The 18,405-nt window shown below is 68.2% G+C and carries 17 protein-coding genes; 9 read left to right on the top strand and 8 right to left on the bottom strand.

Translation table 11 applies throughout. The features are described 5' to 3' along the window. From RJ05_RS23820 to RJ05_RS23795, 6 genes are all read right to left on the bottom strand, one after another. Positions 1–2,815, bottom strand: a 2,815-nt coding sequence (locus tag RJ05_RS23820; RefSeq protein ID WP_051016848.1) for a Na+/H+ antiporter subunit A, incomplete at its 3' end; no start/stop codon positions are given. A 191-nt stretch (positions 2,816–3,006) separates the two neighbouring features. Then, positions 3,007–5,241, bottom strand: coding sequence for an AAA family ATPase (locus RJ05_RS23815; RefSeq protein ID WP_036540784.1), 2,235 nt, complete (start codon positions 5,239–5,241; stop codon positions 3,007–3,009). A gap of 75 nt (positions 5,242–5,316) precedes the next feature. Next, on the bottom strand, positions 5,317–5,748 hold the full coding sequence (locus RJ05_RS23810) for a hypothetical protein (protein ID WP_051016849.1): 432 nt from the start codon (positions 5,746–5,748) through the stop codon (positions 5,317–5,319). A gap of 197 nt (positions 5,749–5,945) precedes the next feature. Further along, a complete protein-coding gene (locus tag RJ05_RS23805) occupies positions 5,946–6,308 on the bottom strand; it encodes a UBP-type zinc finger domain-containing protein (RefSeq protein ID WP_036540781.1) in 363 nt (120 codons plus the stop codon). A 73-nt stretch (positions 6,309–6,381) separates the two neighbouring features. After that, the gene (locus RJ05_RS23800) at positions 6,382–7,851 is read right to left on the bottom strand and encodes an ATP-binding protein (RefSeq protein ID WP_036540779.1); all 1,470 of its coding nucleotides are present in this window, start codon (positions 7,849–7,851) and stop codon (positions 6,382–6,384) included. Between the two features lie 9 nt (positions 7,852–7,860). Next, on the bottom strand, positions 7,861–9,528 hold the full coding sequence (locus RJ05_RS23795) for an NAD(P)/FAD-dependent oxidoreductase (protein WP_036540777.1): 1,668 nt from the start codon (positions 9,526–9,528) through the stop codon (positions 7,861–7,863). A 399-nt stretch (positions 9,529–9,927) separates the two neighbouring features. Between RJ05_RS23795 and RJ05_RS23790 the strand changes: the two genes are divergently transcribed. Continuing rightward, positions 9,928–10,383, top strand: a complete 456-nt coding sequence (locus RJ05_RS23790; RefSeq protein ID WP_036540790.1) for an SRPBCC family protein — start codon at positions 9,928–9,930, stop codon at positions 10,381–10,383. Positions 10,384–10,407: 24 nt separating this feature from the next. Here the strand turns inward: RJ05_RS23790 and RJ05_RS23785 are convergent, their stop codons facing one another. Next, the gene (locus RJ05_RS23785) at positions 10,408–11,439 is read right to left on the bottom strand and encodes a beta-ketoacyl-ACP synthase III (RefSeq protein ID WP_036540775.1); all 1,032 of its coding nucleotides are present in this window, start codon (positions 11,437–11,439) and stop codon (positions 10,408–10,410) included. A 241-nt stretch (positions 11,440–11,680) separates the two neighbouring features. Here RJ05_RS23785 and RJ05_RS23780 point away from each other — a divergent pair, with 241 nt between their 5' ends. The 8 genes from RJ05_RS23780 to RJ05_RS23745 all read left to right on the top strand — a co-directional run bounded on the left by RJ05_RS23780 (position 11,681) and on the right by RJ05_RS23745 (position 17,677). Further along, positions 11,681–11,953: a GlsB/YeaQ/YmgE family stress response membrane protein gene (locus RJ05_RS23780; protein WP_014353301.1), complete on the top strand. Its 273-nt coding sequence runs from the start codon at positions 11,681–11,683 to the stop codon at positions 11,951–11,953. A 155-nt stretch (positions 11,954–12,108) separates the two neighbouring features. Beyond that, complete coding sequence (locus RJ05_RS23775; protein ID WP_036540772.1) at positions 12,109–12,834, top strand: phosphatidylserine decarboxylase; 726 nt, start codon at positions 12,109–12,111, stop codon at positions 12,832–12,834. After that, the gene (locus RJ05_RS23770; RefSeq protein ID WP_036540769.1) at positions 12,831–13,742 is read left to right on the top strand and encodes a CDP-alcohol phosphatidyltransferase family protein; all 912 of its coding nucleotides are present in this window, start codon (positions 12,831–12,833) and stop codon (positions 13,740–13,742) included. The genes RJ05_RS23775 and RJ05_RS23770 overlap by 4 nt, the downstream gene beginning before the upstream one ends. A gap of 164 nt (positions 13,743–13,906) precedes the next feature. Next, complete coding sequence (locus RJ05_RS23765; RefSeq protein WP_036540765.1) at positions 13,907–14,626, top strand: Clp protease N-terminal domain-containing protein; 720 nt, start codon at positions 13,907–13,909, stop codon at positions 14,624–14,626. Positions 14,627–14,756: 130 nt separating this feature from the next. Continuing rightward, entirely contained in the window at positions 14,757–15,056 is a 300-nt protein-coding gene (locus RJ05_RS23760; RefSeq protein WP_036540763.1) for a DUF222 domain-containing protein, read from the top strand. A 212-nt stretch (positions 15,057–15,268) separates the two neighbouring features. After that, positions 15,269–16,894, top strand: coding sequence for a chaperonin GroEL (gene groL / locus RJ05_RS23755; protein WP_036540788.1), 1,626 nt, complete (start codon positions 15,269–15,271; stop codon positions 16,892–16,894). Between the two features lie 151 nt (positions 16,895–17,045). Beyond that, positions 17,046–17,264: a type II toxin-antitoxin system VapB family antitoxin gene (locus RJ05_RS23750; RefSeq protein WP_036540761.1), complete on the top strand. Its 219-nt coding sequence runs from the start codon at positions 17,046–17,048 to the stop codon at positions 17,262–17,264. After that, positions 17,261–17,677 carry a PIN domain nuclease gene (locus tag RJ05_RS23745; protein WP_036540759.1) on the top strand — a complete coding sequence of 139 codons (417 nt, stop codon included), beginning with the start codon at positions 17,261–17,263 and terminating at the stop codon, positions 17,675–17,677. The genes RJ05_RS23750 and RJ05_RS23745 overlap by 4 nt, the downstream gene beginning before the upstream one ends. 343 nt (positions 17,678–18,020) lie before the next feature. Here the strand turns inward: RJ05_RS23745 and RJ05_RS23740 are convergent, their stop codons facing one another. Continuing rightward, the gene (locus tag RJ05_RS23740) at positions 18,021–18,365 is read right to left on the bottom strand and encodes a DUF4288 domain-containing protein (protein ID WP_051016847.1); all 345 of its coding nucleotides are present in this window, start codon (positions 18,363–18,365) and stop codon (positions 18,021–18,023) included. Positions 18,366–18,405 lie beyond the last annotated feature (40 nt).

Here is an 18,405-nt window from a genome sequence, read left to right as displayed (position 1 = left end):
CCTCCCGCACCTCGGTCGGTTCCGGCGATTCGGCCAGCTCGCGGTCCAGCCGCGCACCGAGGCTGCGCAGCACGTCGAGCACCAGCCCGACCACGATGAGGTACACGCCGAGGTCGAAGAACAGCGAGGTCACCAGTTTGATGTGGCCGAGCAGCGGCAGCGTGACCTCCAGGATCGCCGACGACAGCGGCGGTGCGCCGAAGATCAGCGAGGTGGTCGCGGTACCCGCCGCCAGCGCCAGCCCGGCGCCGAGCAGATGTCCCGCCTCCACGGGCAGTGCCTCACCCAGCTCGTAGGGTCCGCCGGCCAGATACCGCAGCACCAGCGCGAGCCCGGCGGTGAGCCCACCGGCGAACCCGCCGCCGGGGGCGTTGTGGCCGGAGAAGAAGAAGTACACCGACAGCACCATCATGGTCGGGAACACCAGGCGGGTGGTGATCTGCATGACCATCGACCGTTCCCGCCGGTCGACCAGCCGGCCCGCGGGCAGCCAGCTCACCAGTCCCGGCCGGTAGTTCGGCGCGTCCACCGCGCGTGGCGCGCTGCCGAAACGCCTGCTGCGGAACACCAGCGAGGCCACGCCCGTGGCCGCCACGACCAGTACCGAGATCTCGCCGAGGGTATCCCAGGCGCGGATGTCGACCAGCAGCACGTTCACCGCGTTCTTGCCGCCGCCGAACTCGTAGGCCGCGCCCGGGATACGGTGCCAGATCGGCTCGGCGCTGCGGGCCGCGACGGCGAACGCGCCGAGCACGGTGACGGTGGCGCCGACACAGGCCGCGAGCACGGCGCGCCGGACATTGAATCCGGCGGTGCGCGAGCCGGAGATTTCGGCCGGGAAGGCCCGCAGCACCAGTACGAACACCACCAGCGTCAGCGTTTCCACCAGGAACTGGGTGAGCGCGAGATCGGGTGCGCCGTGCAGGGCGAAGATCACGCCGCAGCCATAGCCGGTGACGCCGACGACCAGCACGCTGGCCAGACGGTTGCGCAACACCGTCGCGCCCAACGCCATTGCCACCATGATCGCGCCGATGGCCAGCTGCAACGGCGAATCCCACAGCCGGAGCTGCACGCCGGTCCTGGTGCCGAGGGCCAGCACCACCGACGGCAGGATGATCAGGGTGCCGAGGATGATGGCCTGGCTGACCGGCAGCGAACCACGCTGCACCGAGCCCGTCATCCGCAGCGACAGTTTGTCCATGCCGCGCAGGGTGGCGTCGTAGGCGCGGTCGGCGTTGCCGAGCAGCGGGCGCGGGGATTCGCCGATCCGGCCGCGGAAAGCGAAGATCACCAGGCCCGCCGCGACGATCACGATGGTCAGCGCGAGGACGTCGGTGAAGCCGTGCCACAGCAGCAGGTGCGCATCGAGCGCGCCGGGGATCGAGCGCGCGTACGGGCTGATCAGCTCGTCCAGGCCGGGGGCGGCCAGGCCCGCGACCAGGCTGCCGGCTGCCAGTACGGCAGGCGCGCCGAGCAGCAGCGCGCCGGGACGATGCCAATCCGGTTCGGTGACGCCGGGCTTGTTGCCGAACGCACCCCAGACGAAGCGCGCGCTGTAGGCGACCGTCAGCATCGAGCCGAGCGTCACCACGACGGTCAGCAGGATGCGGGCCGGATCGTTGAGGATGTCGGCGTGCAGGGTGGCGTCGAGGGCGCTCTCCTTGGCCACGAAGCCGACCATCAGCGGGATGCCCGCCATGCTCAGCGCCGCGAGGACGGCCACCGCGCACAACAGCGGCGCACGTCGGCCGAGTCCGGTGAGCGCACGCAGATCACGGGTGCCCGCACCGTGATCGACGATGCCGACCACCATGAACAGGCAGGCCTTGAACAGCGCGTGCGCCACGATCAGCGCGAGACCGGCCAGCGCGGCATCGGGCGTGCCGATGCCGACCATCAGGATGAGGAACCCGAGCTGGCTGACGGTGCCGAAGGCCAGCACCAACTTGAGATCGCTGACCTGCAAGGCGCGCACCCCGGCGAGCAGCATGGAGGCGCCGCCGAGCACCAGCACGATCGGATGCCAGACCGGGTTGGTCGCGAACACCGGCGCCAGCCGTGCCACCAGGTACACACCGGCCTTCACCATGGCGGCGGCATGCAGGTAGGCGCTGACCGGGGTGGGCGCGGCCATGGCGCCGGGCAGCCAGAAATGCAGCGGAACGATGGCCGATTTGCTGAGCGCCCCGACCAGGATCAGCACCACCGCGACGTTCACCGCGAGCCCGCTGGGCGGCTGCGGCGCAGCGAGCAGATCGGAGAGCAGGTAGCTGCCGGTGGTCTGGCCGAGGATGATGATGCCGACCAGCATCGCCAGCCCGCCGGCCGCCGTCACCAGCAGCGCCTGGATCGCGGCGCGGCGGCTCTGCGCCTGTTCGGAGTTGTGACCGACCAGCAGGAACGACAGGACGGTCGTGGTCTCCCAGAAGACGAACAGCAACACCATGTTGTCGCTGGTGACCAGACCGAACATGGCGCCGGCGAAGCCGACCATCTGCGCGGCGAAGATGCCGAGCTTCGGCTCGGAGTCGGCGAAGTAGCGTCCGCAGTAGAAAAGGATCAGCGACCCGATCCCGAGCACCAGCGCGCACATGACCGCCGCCAGCGAGTCGAAGCGCAGGTCGATATTCATCTCGATGCTCGGCGCCCAGCTCACCCGCGACCGCACGGTGTCGTTCCAGTTCGCGACGACCCAGCTCAGGCTGCCGAGCGGAACGAGGGCGAGCAGGTAGAACGCATTGCGACCCATCGCCCGAACGCACAGCGGCGCCACCAGAGCGGCCAGGGCATGGGCGAGCAGAATTCCGAGCAAACTTCACTCCGTCGGGTCGGTGCGGCGGGGTGCTGCGCTCCCATCCTACGTGGGCGGATAGTAGGACTTGTGTCCAGGTGCCTATGTGTTCCGCCATATTCGCCCGGACGGGCTATGCCTCCGCAAATCTTTCGGCGGCGGTGCGAACTGCCGGAAACCGGTCGGCATGCGGGTGCCGCGCGGCCGCGGCCTCAGCGGTCGCCGGCTCTGGCTTCGGCGTAATTGCGCAACGACTCGACCTGATCGGGATCGAGCGAGGGCCGGACCACCGAACGCGCCGCGTCGAGGTCGGCGGCAGTGACATCGGCGGCGGCCACATCGCGGCGCATCGCGGCCAGCGCCGCCTCCCGCAGCAGCGCCGCGCAGTCGGCGGCCGAGTACCCGTCGAGGTCCTCGGCCAGCGCCGCCAGATCGACGTCCGCTGCCAGCGGTACCGACCGTCCCGCCGTCTGCAGGATCGCCAGCCGGGCCTGCGCGTCGGGCGGCGGAACGAACACCAGCCGCTCCAATCGGCCCGGTCGCAGCAGCGCGGGGTCGATCAGCTCGGGCCGGTTCGTGGCACCGAGGACCACCACCTCGCGCAGCGGTTCGACGCCGTCGAGCTCGGTGAGCAGCGCCGCGACCACCCGGTCGCCGACGCCGGAGTCCGAGCTCTGCCCGCGGCGCGGCGCCAGGGCGTCGACCTCGTCGAGGAAGATCAGCGACGGCGCCGAGTCTCGCGCCCGCTGGAACAGCTCGCGCACCGCCCGTTCGGACGAGCCGACCCACTTGTCCATCAGCTCGGCGCCCTTGACCGCGTGCACGCTGAGCTGTCCCGTCCCGGCCAGCGCGCGGACCAGGTAGGTCTTGCCGCAGCCGGGCGGACCGTAGAGCAGCACCCCGCGCGGGGGCTCGATGCCGAGGCGGGCGAAGGAATCCGGATGTCGCAGCGGCCACAGCACCGTCTCGGTGAGGGCCTGCTTGGTCTCGGCCATATCGCCGACGTCGTCGAGGCCGAGGCTGCCGATGGCCAGCTCTTCCATTCCGGAACGCGACAGTGGCCGGATCACCTCGAGCGCCCCGACCAGGTCTTGCTGGCACAACTGCGGTTCGGCCTGATCGCGATTGGCCCGCGAAGCCGCGCGCAGCGCCGCCTCCCGGCACAGCGCGGCCAGGTCCGAGACCACGAAACCGGGTGTCTTCGCAGCGATCTCGTCGAGTTTCAGATCACCCGTCGGCACCTTGCGCAGCAGCTGTTCCAGCAGCGACCGGCGCACCGCCGCGGTCGGTAGCGCCAGTGCGATCTCGCGATCGCACAGGTCGGGCGCGCGCAACCGGGGGTCGAGCGCGGACGGATGGGCGGTGGTGGCCAGGAAGGCCACGCACGGTTCGGCGATGGCAGCGCGCAGTTGATCAAGGATCAGCGTGGCCACCGGGTCGGCGGTCGCCGGCAGCAGCGCGTCGATATCGGTGATGAGCAGGATGCCGCCCTGCCCGGAACTCACCTCGGCCACCGCCTGGGCCACCTCGCGCAGCCGGGCCCCACTCTCGGCGGCGCCGACGGCGGGGCCGTCCAGCTCGATGATGCGCCGCGGTGCGGTGACCGCGCGGGCCAGCGTCGCCTTGCCGACACCCGCGGGCCCGGTGATCAGCACACCCAGATGTGGTGAGGCGCCGAGAGTTTTCAGCAGTTCGGGCTCGTCGAGGGCCAGCGTCAGCCATTCGGTGAGTTTGGCCGCCTGGGTGTGCGCGCCCACCAGATCCTCGACCGGGATCGGGGCGGAGCGGGCGGCGGCGACCGTGCCCGTCGGGTCGGCGGTCATGCTCGCGGAGGAGTCCTCGCCGGCAGCGGCGGTGGCGGGCCTGCCGTTGCCGCCAACCGGTGTGGTGGCTCCCGGTCCCCAATCCACCGCCGTGTTGGGCTGCACGCTCACGGGGCCGGGCGAGGGATCGGTGGCGGTGACGGTGAGCAGCTCGGTGGTCCAGGCGATGCCGAAGGTGCGCGAGAGTGCCTGGCTGGCGGCCGAGGCGGGCAGATCCGGGCCGAGATCGCGCGGCAGCAGCGAGACCGTATCGCCGACGGTGACGATCTTGCCCAGCAGCGCCTGGCGCAGCGTCGCGGCCGGGATCGACCCGGTGGCGTGCGCCGAGCCGCTGACCGAGATGCGCCGGCCGCCGTGGACGGTCGCGGGCGAGACCACCACCGTCGCGCTGTCGCGCAGGCCGGCATTGGACAACGTCACGTCGTCGAGCAGGGCCACGCCGGCGGGTGTGCCCGCGGGCGCGAGACCGGCCACCGCCGCGGTGCGCCGGGAGCCGACGAGAGTGATCCCATCCCATTCCCGCAACCCGAGTGCGGTGAGCACCTCGGCATGCAACCGCACCACGCCGCGGCGGGCATCGGCGGCGGAGGGATTCAGACGCGCGGTAAGAGCCAGATCAGCCATCGCTGACCATTCTGCCCAGAAACCGCGAACGCGGGCACACCGTCGGGTGCACCCGCGTTCGTCAGGGTTCTTCGCTCAGGGCTCGACGATGCCCGCGGCCTCGGCGACCGGGGTGTCGGCCATCTCGTCGGACAGGCACACCAGCTTGGCGGTGCCGAGGGCGACGTTGGGGCTGCCTGCGAACGGGCTTTCCGGGTGCTCGGCCAGGATCGCCTCGATCAGTGCCTTCTCCCCGGCGATGTCGAGCTGGCGGAACTCGGCGCAGGTGGTCTGCGAAGCGGTGCCGGACGTGCTGCCCCCGGTGCGCGTGGTGGTGGGCGCCGACGAGGTCTGGCTGGATTCGGCCGAGGTGGTGGTCGCACGCGCCGAGGTGGTGGTGGAGGCGCTCGAGGTATCGGTTGTGCCCTTGCGCAGCCCGCTGGCCTCGGTGGACTCGTCCGGACCGCAACCGGCCAGGATCAGCGCCAGCGCGCCGACGGACAGAATCGTCGCAGGAATTCGCTTCATATCGTGGGTTCCCCGGTGATCAGCGGCGCCGGAGCCTCCGGCGCGTCCGATGCAGCGTACCGGGTAGGGGCGGTTGTTCGACATGGGTGCCTCACAGGATCGAGCGCCCGCCGGGCGCGCAGACAGGTGCGTCGCCCACTGTCGGGCAATGTCCTTGCGGTGGCCTTATCGATCCCTGAAAACCCGGTCCGCGCGAATCAGCGGTGGATCAGCGACTGCCAGTCGGCGGGCACCCGGGAACGCGGACCCGGCGCACCCTGCTCCTCCGGATGATGATGTGGCGGCGCGAGCTCGGGTCCGCCGCTGAACATCTCCTCGGTGCGGAAATCCCAGTACCAGTCCTCGCCGGGTTCATAGCTCTGGATGAACGGGTGCCCGGTCGCCGCGGCGTGCTTGCTCGCGTGCTGTTCCGGGGAGCTGTCACAGCAGCCGACGTGTCCGCACTGGGCGCAGCGGCGCAGATGCACCCACCAGCCCGCTGCGGCCTCGCATTCCACGCAGCCGGGCCCGCTCGGCGGGACGGTCGGATCGATGCCCTCGGGTAGCTCTGACGCGGTCATGCTGTGTCCTTTCTGGCATGCCCGCGGGGCCCTCCGTGGTTACGCACGCTGCCTCCTCCGGGCCCTGACGCGGTCATGCCGGATCTCCTGTCGATTCCAGATTCGCGGGTTCGTCCTCTTTCCGGTGCAGCGGCAGCCAGACGGTGAATGTGGTGTCACCGGGGTGGGATTCGAGCCGGATGTCGCCGTGATGTTTGTTCACCACGATCCGGAACGAGATGTCGAGGCCTAGGCCGGTGCCCTCACCGACGGGTTTGGTGGTGAAGAACGGTTCGAAGATGCGGTCGCGGACCTCGGTGGGCACGCCGGGGCCGGTGTCGTTGATCTCGACGACGGCGCAGTCGTTGTCGTGGCGGGTGCGGATGGTCAGGGTGCCGGATCCGTCCATCGCGTACACGGCGTTGTCGATCAGGTTCGTCCAGACCTGGTTCAGCTCGGCCGCGTAGCAGGGCACCGGCGGCAGCGCGCGGTCGTAGTCCTTGACCACGTGGATCGAGTCGCCGATCTTGCGGTTGAGCATCACCAGCGTGCTGTCGAGCAGTTCGTGCAGATCGACTACCTGGAACGGGGCCCGGTCCATCTGCGAATACTGCTTGGCCGCGCCGACCAGGGTGGAGATGCGCGCGGTGGAGTCGGCGATCTCGTTCATCAGCAGTTCGGTCTCGATGGTGTAGTTCAGCCAGCGGATCGCGCCCTCGAGCACCTGCGGGGTGCAGTCTTCGAGCGTCGCGGCCACCCGGTTCAGCCAGTCGGCGTCGAAACCGGCCTGGACGAAGTTCGGCGCGAGGTCCCATCCGTCGGCGATGCCGTGCTCTTCGAGCCATTCACCCAGCACGTCCTCGCGATCGGCGGCCTCGAGCGGGGTCAGCTCGGGCGCCTTGGCCACCTGGGCGGCGGCCTCTTCCTGCAAGCGAACCAGCGATTCCAGCGAGGCGGTGTCGAACTTGCCCTGCGCCATCATGGCCAGCTTGTGCCGCATGCCGGCGATGCGGTCGCGCAGGCCGGAGGTGGCGCGCACCGCCGCGGCTGCCGGGTTGTTCAGCTCGTGGGTCAATCCGGCCGACAGCGAACCGAGGGCCAGTAGCCGCTCCCGCTGGGCGATGCGCGCGTTGTTGTTGCGCTGGCCGAAGAACGCGCCTTCCAGCAGATGCACCGCCATCGGGAACCATTCGTGCATCATCCGCGCGAAGGTGGTGGCGTCGAGCACGAAGAACCGCGACGGCCGGGTGACGTACATCGAGCCTCCGTAATGCTGATCGGCACGCTCACCCAGATAGGCCGCCCATGCCCCGGCGTAGGAGCCGCGATGGTCGGTGCGCACCATCTCGATCTCCTGGCCGCCCGACAGCTTGGTCAACCGCACCTCGCCGTCCATCAGCACGTAGAAGCAGGTCGCCGGTTCACCTTCGCGATAGACCGGCCCCGGCTCGATACGCTCGATCCGGCCGTCGGCGCACAACCAGGCCAGTTGCTCGTCGTCGAGTTTCTCGAACAGGAACAGTGTCCGCAGTTCCGCGGGGTCGCAGATCATTTCGGAACCCATGGCCGCCTCCTACGCCAGGTACCGGTGCACGAGCATGACCGCCATCGCGCCCTCGCCGACGGCCGAGGCGACCCGCTTGGCCGATTCGGCGTGCACGTCGCCGGCCACGAACACCCCCGGCACGCTGGTCTCGAGGTGATGCGGTGGTCGCGGCAGTTCCCAGCCGGCCGGACGCGAGCCTTCGACCAGCAGATCGGGACCCGCCAGCACGTAGCCGTCGTCGTCGCGCGCCACCACACCGTCGAGCCAGTCGGTCTGCGGTGCGGCGCCGATGAACAGGAACAGCCGCTCGGTGGCGGCCTTCTCCTCGGCCCCGGACTCGTTGTCGCGCAAGATGATCGTGTGCAGATGGTCGTCGCCGTCCACCCCGACCACCTCGGTGCGGGTGTGCACGCGGATATTGGGGGTCTGTGCGATCTGCTGGATCAGGTAGTAGGACATGGACTTCTCCAGCGAATCCGCCCGCACCACCAGATGCACCGTGCGCGCGTTGCGGGACAGGAACATCGCGGCCTGGCCCGCCGAGTTCGCGCCACCGACGATGTAGACGTCGTGTTCGGCGCATTCGGCGGCTTCGGTCATCGCCGAGCCGTAATACACACCGCGCCCGGTGAATTCGTCCACCCCAGGCGCCGGATGACGGCGATAGTCCACCCCGGTCGCGATGATGACGGTGTGCCCGCACAGCCGGCCGCCGTCGGCAAAACGCACGGTGCGCGCCGACCCGTTGACCTCGAGGCCGACCACCTCGCGGGTGGTGATCACCTCCGCGCCGAACTTGGCGGCCTGCCGTCGCGCCCGATCGGCCAGCTGCGCGCCGGACAGGCCGTCCGGGAAGTCCAGGTAGTTCTCGATCCGCGAACTCTGGCCGGCCTGCCCGCCGGTGGCCGTGCGTTCCACCAGCACCGTGGGCAATCCCTCGGACGCGCCGTAGACGGCCGCGCCGAGTCCGGCAGGTCCGCCGCCGACGACGATCAGGTCGTAGAAATCGCCGACCGGTTCGGTGCTGAGTCCGGCGCTGCCCGCCAATTCGCTGTCGGTGGGTTGCAGCAGCGCCTGTCCGTCGGCGGTGATCACCACCGGACAACGCTGCGGGTCGGCGCCCGCGGCCTCGAGTAGCCGCGCCCCCTCTGGTTCGTCGGCCAGGTACCAGCGGTAGGGCAGCTGGTTGCGGGCCAGGAACTCGCGCACCTGCGAAGAGCGCGGCGACCAGCGATTGCCGATCACCTTGGTTCCGGTCACCGGTTTCTGATCGCTGCTTCGCCACGCCTCCAGCAAGGCGTCCAGCACCGGGTAGAGCTTCTCCTCCGGCGGATCCCAGGGCTTGAGCAGATAATGATCGAGGTCGATGACGTTGATCGCGTCGATCGCCGCATTGGTGTCGGCGTAGGCGGTGAGCAGCACTCGCCGTGCGTACGGGTGCAGGTCCATGGCCTGTTCGAGGAATTCGATGCCGTCCATACCCGGCATGCGGTAGTCGGCGATCAGCACCGCGACCGGCTGGTCGCGCAGTTTCAATTCGCGCAGCGCCTCGAGGGCCGCCGGGCCCGATTCCGCGCGCAGGATGCGGTAGTCGGCGCCATAGCGGCGGCGCAGGTCGCGGACGACGGCCCGGGAGACGCCAGGGTCGTCGTCGACGCTGAGAATGGCCGGCTTGGGTGCAGCGGGGGAACTCACCTCATGAGTATGGAGTCTCGCCTGCGCTGCTGTCGTCGCGGCGGAGCGCGCGCTCACACGCGGTGGCGCAGTACCAGTTCGAGTTCTGTTGGGGTGAGCAGTCTTTCGAGTCGTTCCTCGACGCGCGGGGCGGATTCACCCTCGGGTTCGATCAGCGGCAGTTGCGGAAGATTCGATGCCGCCTGCCTCGATTGCGGCGGATGACGATGTAGGAGGGAGCGCAGTTTCACGGCCGATCACCTCACTGTTGCGGGCGGTTCGCTGGTGGCTGTGTCTCTCGTCTATCCCCATTGTGCGCCGCTCGTTACATTCGAACCCGCAGACATGCGAAAATGTGACCTGGCCATCATTACGATTAGGATGCGCGTTACTCGTAGTCGCACATAACCGGAGGCAGTGTTGCCGAACAATCTCGAAGCCGCCATCGACATCGCCGCGCCGCCGGAGCAGGTCTGGGCGGTCGTCTCGGATCTGAAGCGGATGCCGGAATTCAGCCCGCAGTGCGTCAAGATGATCCCGCTCGGCACGCCGAAGGCGGGCACCTGGACCGTCAACTTCAACAAAGACGGTTTCAAGCGCTGGCCGACCAGCTCGCGCATCGTGCGGTACGAACCCAACCAGGCCTTCGCCTTCCGGATGAACGAGAACCGCACCGTCTGGAGCTACACCCTCGAACCCACCGCCACCGGCACCCGGCTGATCGAGCGCCGCGATGTGCCCAACGGCGTCACCTGGATCGTGCGCAAGGCCATCGATGGGGTGCTCGGCGGCGAACAGGCCTTCGAGGACGCGCTGACCAAGGGCATGAACGAAACCCTCGCCAAGATCAAGACGGCGGTCGAGACGGGCGCGTAGTCCGCGCCCGCCCCGCCGGCGCCATCAGGACTGCCAGTTCGGCAGCGACACCACCTGCGCGGCCCAGGACAGGCCCGCGCCGAAGGCGATGAGCAGGGCGGTATCGCTCGGCTTGGACTGCCCGGTGCGCAGCAACTGCTCCATCGCCAGCGGAATCGAGGCGGCCGAGGTATTACCGGTCTCCTCGATATCGTTGGCCAGCGCGCAGTGCTCGGGCAGCTTGAGCACGCGCGCCATGATCTCGATGATCCGGCCGTTGGCCTGATGCGGGATCATCGCGTCGAGATCGTCGGTGGACAGGCCCGCCCGGTCGATGGCCTCGCGGCACACCTTCTCCAGCGAATGCGCGGCCCAGCGGAAGACCGCCGTGCCCTCCATCGCCAGGTAGGGCCGGACGGCGTCGAGGCCCTTCTCGTCGATCTCGGCGAAGAACTCCATCCAGTCCTTGTCCTGCCGGATGGCGTGATGCTGGGTGCCGTCCGAACCCCATACGGTGGGGGCGATGCCCTGTTCCTCGGATGGGCCGACGACCACCGCGCCCGCACCGTCGGCGAACAGGAACGCGGTGGAGCGGTCGGCCGGGTTGATCGTGTTCGTGAGCTTTTCCACCCCGATGACCAGCACGTTCTTCGACGTTCCTGCCCGAACCAGATCCGAGGCGAGGGCCAGCCCATGGCAGAAACCGGCGCAACCGGCGGAGATGTCGAAGGCGGCCGCACCGTTCATGCCGAGCTCGGTGGCGATCTGCGGTGCCGCGGCTGGGGTAAGCAGCAGATGGGTGGAGGTGGCGACGATGACGCAATCGACCTGGTCGGCGGCGACTCCCGCCGATTCCAGCGCCCCGCGCGAGGCCGCGACGCTCATGCTCTGGATGGTTTCGGAATCGTCGGCGAAGCGCCGGGTGCGAATGCCGGACCTGGTCCGGATCCATTCGTCGCTCGAGTCGATCGGGCCCGCTACCTCGTCGTTCGTGACCACCCGGGCCGGGCGATAGACGCCGAGCCCGAGGATCGCCGTGTGCTCTGCGCCGGTGGTCTGGGCGAAACGAGCTGCCATGGTGCGTCTCCTATGTACCTGCGGCGTCGGCGCCGCCGGGTTGTCCCCGAATATCGATGGGGATCCTCACTGGTCGATAGCTACGAATCAGCTGGTACTACGCGAACTCGTAGACATGAGGCTCCCTCATATTAGCGCTACCCCGGGTACACGCGAGTGCGTATTCTCACAATGCCCCGGGTATATCCCAGGCACACGCCGCAAACCGGCGGCGTGCCCAACCCACAGATTCGAGGACACCATGCTCGGAATCGGGATCATCGCGTGGATCATCATCGGGGGGCTCGCGGGCTGGATCGCCAGCAAAATCATGAAAACCGATGCTCAACAGGGCATTCTGCTCAATATCGTGGTGGGCGTGATCGGCGGCCTACTCGGCGGATTCGTCCTGATGCTGTTCGGCGTCGATGTCGAGAGCGCGGGCTGGTTCTTCAGCTTCGTCACCTGCCTCGTCGGCGCATGTGTGCTGCTCTACCTGGTCAAACTGTTCACCGGACGTAGCTCCGTGCGCTGACACCGAGTGCCACGGGCGCGGTTCCCGTAAGGTGTGAACGCTTGCGCCGAACCCCGTCGACGACCGCTGTCATTCGTCGACGGGCATAGAGACCGTCGCCGCGACGGGCCCTCGAACGGCGCGTTCGTCTTGCACCGAGCACGAAAGAGGAGCCTGTGGCACGCCGTCCCACCCCGCCCGGCACGCCCGAACGCACCGGCCTCGGCCACGTCGCCGATCTGGTGCGCCATGCGATCCCGCCGCTGCACCCGGCCGGCCTGCCGTTCGTCGCGGCGCCACTGGCCGTCGCGGTGCTCGGCGGCAAACGTCGCTGGGTGCGCCGCGGCGGGCTGGCGGCTGCCGCGGCCTGCGCGACGTTCTTCCGGCATCCGCACCGGGTGCCGCCCAACCGGGCCGGGGCCGTCGTCGCGCCGGCCGACGGTGAGATCGCGCTGGTCGACACCGCGGTGCCGCCCGCCGAACTCGGTCTCGGCGATCAGCCGCTGCCGCGGGTGAGCATCTTCCTGTCCGTGCTGGATGTGCATGTGCAGCGGGTGCCGGTCTCCGGGACCGTGCGCACCGTTGTGCACCAGCCCGGCCAGTTCCGTTCGGCCGACCTGCCCGAGGCCAGCTCGGTGAACGAGCGCAACAGCATGGTCATCGACACCCCGGCCGGCGCGCAGATCGTGGTCGTGCAGATCGCCGGCCTGCTGGCCCGCCGCATCGTCTGCGATGCCGAGCCCGGTGATGTGCTCACCATCGGCGACACCTACGGCCTGATCCGTTTCGGTTCCCGGGTCGACACCTACTTCCCCGCGGGCACCGAGCTGCTCGTCGACGTCGGTCAGCGCACCATCGGTGCCGAGACCGTGCTGGCCGTATTGCCGACCGCAGGGTCATGATGGAGCAGGGCACTGCCGGTCGGCGGCGCCGGTCGATCCGGTTGCTGCCGAGCATGGTCACCATCATGGCGCTGTGCTCCGGACTGTCCGCGGTGAAGTTCGCCCTCGACGGTGAATTCGGGGTCTCGCTCGCCATGATCGGCGCGGCGGCCGTCCTCGACACCCTCGACGGGCGGCTGGCGCGGATGCTGGCCGCCACCACCAAGATCGGCGCCGAACTGGATTCGCTCTCCGATGCCATCTCCTTCGGCGTCGCACCCGCTCTTGTGCTCTATATCGGGCTGCTCAGCGACAACAGCACCGGCTGGATCATCGCGCTGCTGTTCGCGGTGAGCATCGTGCTTCGGCTGGCGCGGTTCAACACGCTGATGGACGACGACACCCGTCCGGATTGGGCGCGTGAGTATTTCGTCGGCGTCCCGGCTCCCGCGGCCGCACTCATCGCCCTCGCCCCGATCGCGCTGTATGTGCAGTTCGGCGACGGCTGGTGGGTCGGTTTCGGCACGGTGTCGGCGTGGGTCGTGTTCGCGGCACTGCTGGCGGTGAGCACCATCCCGACGCTGGCCATGAAGTCGGTGTCGGTCGCGCCGCAGGCCGCGGCCGGGCTGCTGGTGCTGGTCGCCGCGGCCGCCGCCGCTCTCGTCACCTATCCGATCGTGCTGCTGCTGGTGCTGATCGTGCTGTACCTGGGGCATATCCCGTTCGCCTGGTATTCGCAGCGCTGGGTCGCGGCCCGGCCGGAGACCTGGGAGCACAAGCCGGCCGAGCGCCGCGCGCAGCGGCGGGCGCAACGGCGGCGACCGGCGATCCGTCGTCCGGCGATTCGTCGTCCGGCCATGCGCGGGTCGTCGCGGCTGCGGCTGCGTCGTCCCGGCGGTAAGCGCGAACACGACGGAGTCGAGAGCTGAGCGGCTGAGCATCGAGGAGCCCGGCGCTCGGTTGCCGGCTGACGGGGCACACAGCGGCGGGGTTCAACCAGATGATGGTGCGCTTCGCCGCCACGGACACGGGCGCCGACGGCCATCGTCAACCGATGGTTGACGATGCGGGATCGTCAACCTATGGTTGACGCATGACTTCTTCGCTCAAGCTCGACGACCTCATCGAAGGCATCAAGAAGGCCCGCCCTGACAACGTCCTCGACCAGCTGGCCGACGCCATGGTCGCCGCCGGGCATCTCGGCGAACTGGCCGATCATCTGATCGGCCACTTCGTCGACCAGGCCCGCCGCTCCGGAGCCTCCTGGACCGACATCGGCGCCAGCATGGGCGTCACCAAGCAGGCCGCACAGAAACGATTCGTGCCCAAAGCGCCCGGCGACGCGGGTGCCATGGACCCCGAGGCCGGCTTCGCTCGCTTCACGCCACGTGCCAGGAATGTGGTGATGGCGGCTCAGGAGGCGGCCCGCACGGCCGGCAACACGCAGATCGCACCGCCGCATCTGGTGCTCGCGCTGCTGTCCGAACCCGACGGACTCGCTGCCAAGGAATTGCTCACCCAGGGCGCGACGGTCGAGTCGGTGCGCGAGGCCGCCGCGGCTGCCCTGCCGCCCGCAGGTGGTGAGGTTCCCCCGCTGGTGCCCTTCGATCCCGAGGCCAAGAAGGTGCTCGAGCTGACCTTCCGTGAGGCGCTGCGGCTCGGCCACAACTACATCGGTACCGAACACCTGCTGCTCGCCCTGCTCGAGCACGAGAACGGCACCGGCGTGCTGTCGGGCCTCGGCATCGATAAAGCGGTCGCGGAGGCGCATCTGGTCGAGCTGCTCGCGGGCATCATCGGCGATAAATCCTGAGGCCGGGGGCGCTCGTCCGGCTGTGAACGGCCGGGTAAGCGCGTCACCGGATGATTGCCGGAAGGTCGCGGCGGGGTGGCAGCTGGACGTGTGGCCGCCCCGTCGCCAGTACTGCCGGTAACCTATAGCAATGGCGGATGATGAGAACTCCGACCTGATCGCGGGGGAACGGCGCGACGATCTGTTGCGCGCGCTGTCGTATGTCTCGACCGAATCCCTCGACGATGGCAGCTACATCGTCAATGGCGACCTGCCGCCCAAGGTCGCGCCACCGTTCATCCGGGCCATCATGCGGGTGGAAGCCGAGTTGCTGATCAACGACGCCGAACTCGTCACCGTCGACGAGGGCGAGCCGCGTTCGCCGGAGGAGCGGCGCGCCGATGCGTTCCTCGCGCTGGCGTTGCGAGTGACCGACAGGCTGCAGGGCTAGCCCGGCCCCGACCTTGCACTCGTCACCGGCGAGTGCTAAAAAGGGGCTTGGCACTCTCTACCCGTGAGTGCCAGGTCGGGACGGTGAGATCGGGTATCCAAGACACCCCTGGTCGTCCGTCGCGGGCACCGAGCCTGGCCAGCGTAAATAGGGTGGCCCGACAATGCGGTCATCCTGTGTGTCAGCCTCATTACTTGGAGGATCTCACCGCAATGGCCAAGACAATTGCGTACGACGAAGAGGCCCGTCGCGGCCTCGAGCGGGGCCTGAACAGCCTCGCCGACGCGGTCAAGGTGACGCTGGGCCCGAAGGGTCGCAACGTCGTGCTGGAGAAGAAGTGGGGCGCCCCCACGATCACCAACGATGGTGTGTCCATCGCCAAGGAGATCGAGCTGGAGGACCCGTACGAGAAGATCGGCGCCGAGCTGGTCAAGGAAGTCGCCAAGAAGACCGACGACGTTGCGGGCGACGGCACCACCACCGCCACCGTTCTGGCTCAGGCGCTGGTGCGCGAGGGCCTGCGCAACGTCGCGGCCGGCGCGAACCCGCTGGGTCTCAAGCGCGGCATCGAGAAGGCCGTCGAGGCCGTCACCGCCAAGCTGCTCGACACCGCCAAGGAGGTCGAGACCAAGGAGCAGATCGCCGCTACCGCCGGTATCTCGGCCGGCGACGCGTCCATCGGTGAGCTGATCGCCGAGGCCATGGACAAGGTCGGCAAGGAAGGCGTCATCACCGTCGAGGAGAGCAACACCTTCGGGCTCCAGCTGGAGCTCACCGAGGGTATGCGCTTCGACAAGGGCTACATCTCGGGTTACTTCGTCACCGACCCGGAGCGTCAGGAAGCGGTCCTCGAGGATCCGTACATCCTGCTGGTCGGCTCGAAGGTTTCCACCGTCAAGGATCTCCTGCCGCTGCTGGAGAAGGTCATCCAGGCCGGCAAGCCGCTGCTGATCATCGCCGAGGACGTCGAGGGCGAGGCCCTGTCGACCCTGGTCGTGAACAAGATCCGTGGCACCTTCAAGTCCGTCGCCGTCAAGGCTCCGGGCTTCGGTGATCGCCGCAAGGCCCAGCTCGCCGACATCGCCATCCTCACCGGTGGCGAGGTCATCAGCGAAGAGGTCGGCCTCTCGCTGGAGACCGCAGGCATCGAGCTGCTCGGCCAGGCGCGCAAGGTCGTCGTCACCAAGGACGAGACCACCATCGTCGAGGGCGCGGGCGACGCGGAGGCCATCAAGGGCCGCGTTGCGCAGATCCGCACCGAGATCGAGAACTCGGATTCGGACTACGACCGCGAGAAGCTGCAGGAGCGCCTGGCCAAGCTGGCCGGCGGTGTTGCTGTGATCAAGGCCGGTGCCGCGACCGAGGTCGAGCTCAAGGAGCGCAAGCACCGCATCGAGGACGCCGTCCGCAACGCGAAGGCCGCCGTGGAAGAGGGCATCGTCGCCGGTGGTGGCGTGGCTCTGCTGCAGTCGGCTCCCGCGCTGGACGACCTCAAGCTCGAAGGTGACGAGGCCACCGGCGCGAACATCGTTCGTGTCGCGCTGTCCGCGCCGCTGAAGCAGATCGCCTTCAACGCCGGCCTCGAGCCCGGCGTGGTGGCCGAGAAGGTTTCCAACCTGCCCGCCGGTCAGGGCCTCAACGCCCAGACCAACGAGTACGAGGACCTGCTCGCCGCCGGCGTCGCCGACCCGGTCAAGGTCACCCGTTCGGCCCTGCAGAACGCGGCCTCCATCGCGGCCCTGTTCCTGACCACCGAGGCCGTCGTCGCCGACAAGCCGGAGAAGGCCTCGGCCGCTCCCGCCGATCCCACCGGCGGCATGGGCGGCATGGACTTCTGAGTCCTGCCACCCGGCAAACCCTTTCGAACCGAAGGCCGGCCCACCATTGGTGGGCCGGCCTTCGGCCTTTCTGCGGCGGTGCCGAGGAGCCTGAAGAGGTATCCTAGACATCTATATCTGATACAGGGGATATCCTGAGAGGTGAGTGACCATGGGATCTTCGAAGACGCCTATCGAGATTGATGACGAAGCGCTGGCGATCGCAGCGGAGGTGCTGGGTACCAGAACCAAGAAAGACACGGTCAATGCCGCCCTGCGCGAGGTCGGCCAACGATTGGTCCGCATGCGCGCCCTCGCTCGCCTCGGTGAGATGGCCGACCGGGGTGATTTCGATGAATTTGTCGACAACAAGGCGGCCTACCGCCGGTGACTCCCGCCATCTACCTCATCGATACCTCCGGGCTGTTCCGGATTCTCCAAGAGCCCTACCGGAAGGCGTGGGCCGATCAACTGACCGCTGGAGTGATCGCCACCTGTCCGATTGTGGAACTCGAGTTCCTGTACTCGGCCCGTTCACTCGCCGACCGGCTCGAGAAGCGGCGGCTACTGCACGATCTGTTCGGTTGGACCCCGATGTCAGACCGGGCCTACGAGCGTGCCGAAGAGGTTCAGCAACTGATGACGGAGCAAGGAACCCATCGCTCGGCCGGTCCGGTGGACCTCCTCATTGCGGCGACCGCCGAACACGGCCGGCTCACGATACTGTGTGACGACAACGATTTCGCGACCGTTGCTCGGATCACCGGGCAGCAGGTGGCGTTTGTGACCGGAACTTCGGGCTGAGTCCCGCGGCTGTAGCCGATGGCGTCGGCTACGGACCCGAATGTAATCATCGTGCCGCTCGGCGCTATCGGCCCGACTGGAATCCCACATGCCGACCAGGCTGATCAATGCCTCGGGCACGGCTTCCTCATCGTCCACCGGAGCCGCGATGGCCGTGGATAGCTCGGGATCCTCCGAAACAACCAGCCGTAGATGCCGCGCCTGGGCGGGTGTCAGCCGGTCTACGAGGTGGTGCAGCTCCTCGTAGTCGTGTGCGGAGGTCATATCCACGGTTGTAATGGCCTTCCGCTGTCACGGTGGGTGACTCCGTTCAGCGAGCTCGACGCCTGATTGGGAGCGGTGGCTATGCCAGCGGGTCTTTTCCTCCGAGGAATATCTCGAAGGACTTGTAGTCGTCGATGGTGGCGAAGTGCCGTGAATACAGGTCAGTGGTGGGGGCCGAACTCAACGGTTCGGTGACCTCGTTGACGTCGACCACCGCATAGAGCCTGACGTAGCTTCCGTCCTCGGACTCGTACACCTCGTTGCGCACATGCAGGTCGGCGAGTTCTCGGGCCTGGTTCAGGTCTTGCGCCCAGACGAGTACGAAGTCTTCGCGATAGTAGACACCACGGCCGCCGACTTTTCCCATCTCATACACGATCAAGGCGACGTGTGGACTGCGGTCGATCGCCGGCGAATCGGGCATGTTTCGAATCCGTTCTCGGGTAGGGCGGTTCGTAGATTGG

Origin of the sequence: Nocardia cyriacigeorgica NBRC 100375 (assembly GCF_000308555.1) — a bacterium.
Taxonomy (GTDB): Bacteria; Actinomycetota; Actinomycetes; order Mycobacteriales; family Mycobacteriaceae; genus Nocardia; species Nocardia cyriacigeorgica.
This window is presented reverse-complemented; position numbering and strand designations above follow the sequence as displayed.

Excerpts from the sequence above, each read along its gene's own strand:
- RJ05_RS23765 (WP_036540765.1), top strand. The coding sequence starts at position 13,907 with ATGACTTCTTCGCTCAAGCTCGACGACCTCATCGAAGGCATCAAGAAG.
- RJ05_RS23800 (WP_036540779.1), bottom strand. The coding sequence starts at position 7,851 with ATGGGTTCCGAAATGATCTGCGACCCCGCGGAACTGCGGACACTGTTC.
- RJ05_RS23750 (WP_036540761.1), top strand. The coding sequence starts at position 17,046 with ATGGGATCTTCGAAGACGCCTATCGAGATTGATGACGAAGCGCTGGCG.
- RJ05_RS23770 (WP_036540769.1), top strand. The coding sequence starts at position 12,831 with ATGATGGAGCAGGGCACTGCCGGTCGGCGGCGCCGGTCGATCCGGTTG.
- RJ05_RS23815 (WP_036540784.1), bottom strand. The coding sequence starts at position 5,241 with ATGGCTGATCTGGCTCTTACCGCGCGTCTGAATCCCTCCGCCGCCGAT.
- groL (WP_036540788.1), top strand. The coding sequence starts at position 15,269 with ATGGCCAAGACAATTGCGTACGACGAAGAGGCCCGTCGCGGCCTCGAG.
- RJ05_RS23810 (WP_051016849.1), bottom strand. The coding sequence starts at position 5,748 with ATGAAGCGAATTCCTGCGACGATTCTGTCCGTCGGCGCGCTGGCGCTG.
- RJ05_RS23785 (WP_036540775.1), bottom strand. The coding sequence starts at position 11,439 with ATGGCAGCTCGTTTCGCCCAGACCACCGGCGCAGAGCACACGGCGATC.
- RJ05_RS23740 (WP_051016847.1), bottom strand. The coding sequence starts at position 18,365 with ATGCCCGATTCGCCGGCGATCGACCGCAGTCCACACGTCGCCTTGATC.
- RJ05_RS23780 (WP_014353301.1), top strand. The coding sequence starts at position 11,681 with ATGCTCGGAATCGGGATCATCGCGTGGATCATCATCGGGGGGCTCGCG.
- RJ05_RS23760 (WP_036540763.1), top strand. The coding sequence starts at position 14,757 with ATGGCGGATGATGAGAACTCCGACCTGATCGCGGGGGAACGGCGCGAC.
- RJ05_RS23805 (WP_036540781.1), bottom strand. The coding sequence starts at position 6,308 with ATGACCGCGTCAGAGCTACCCGAGGGCATCGATCCGACCGTCCCGCCG.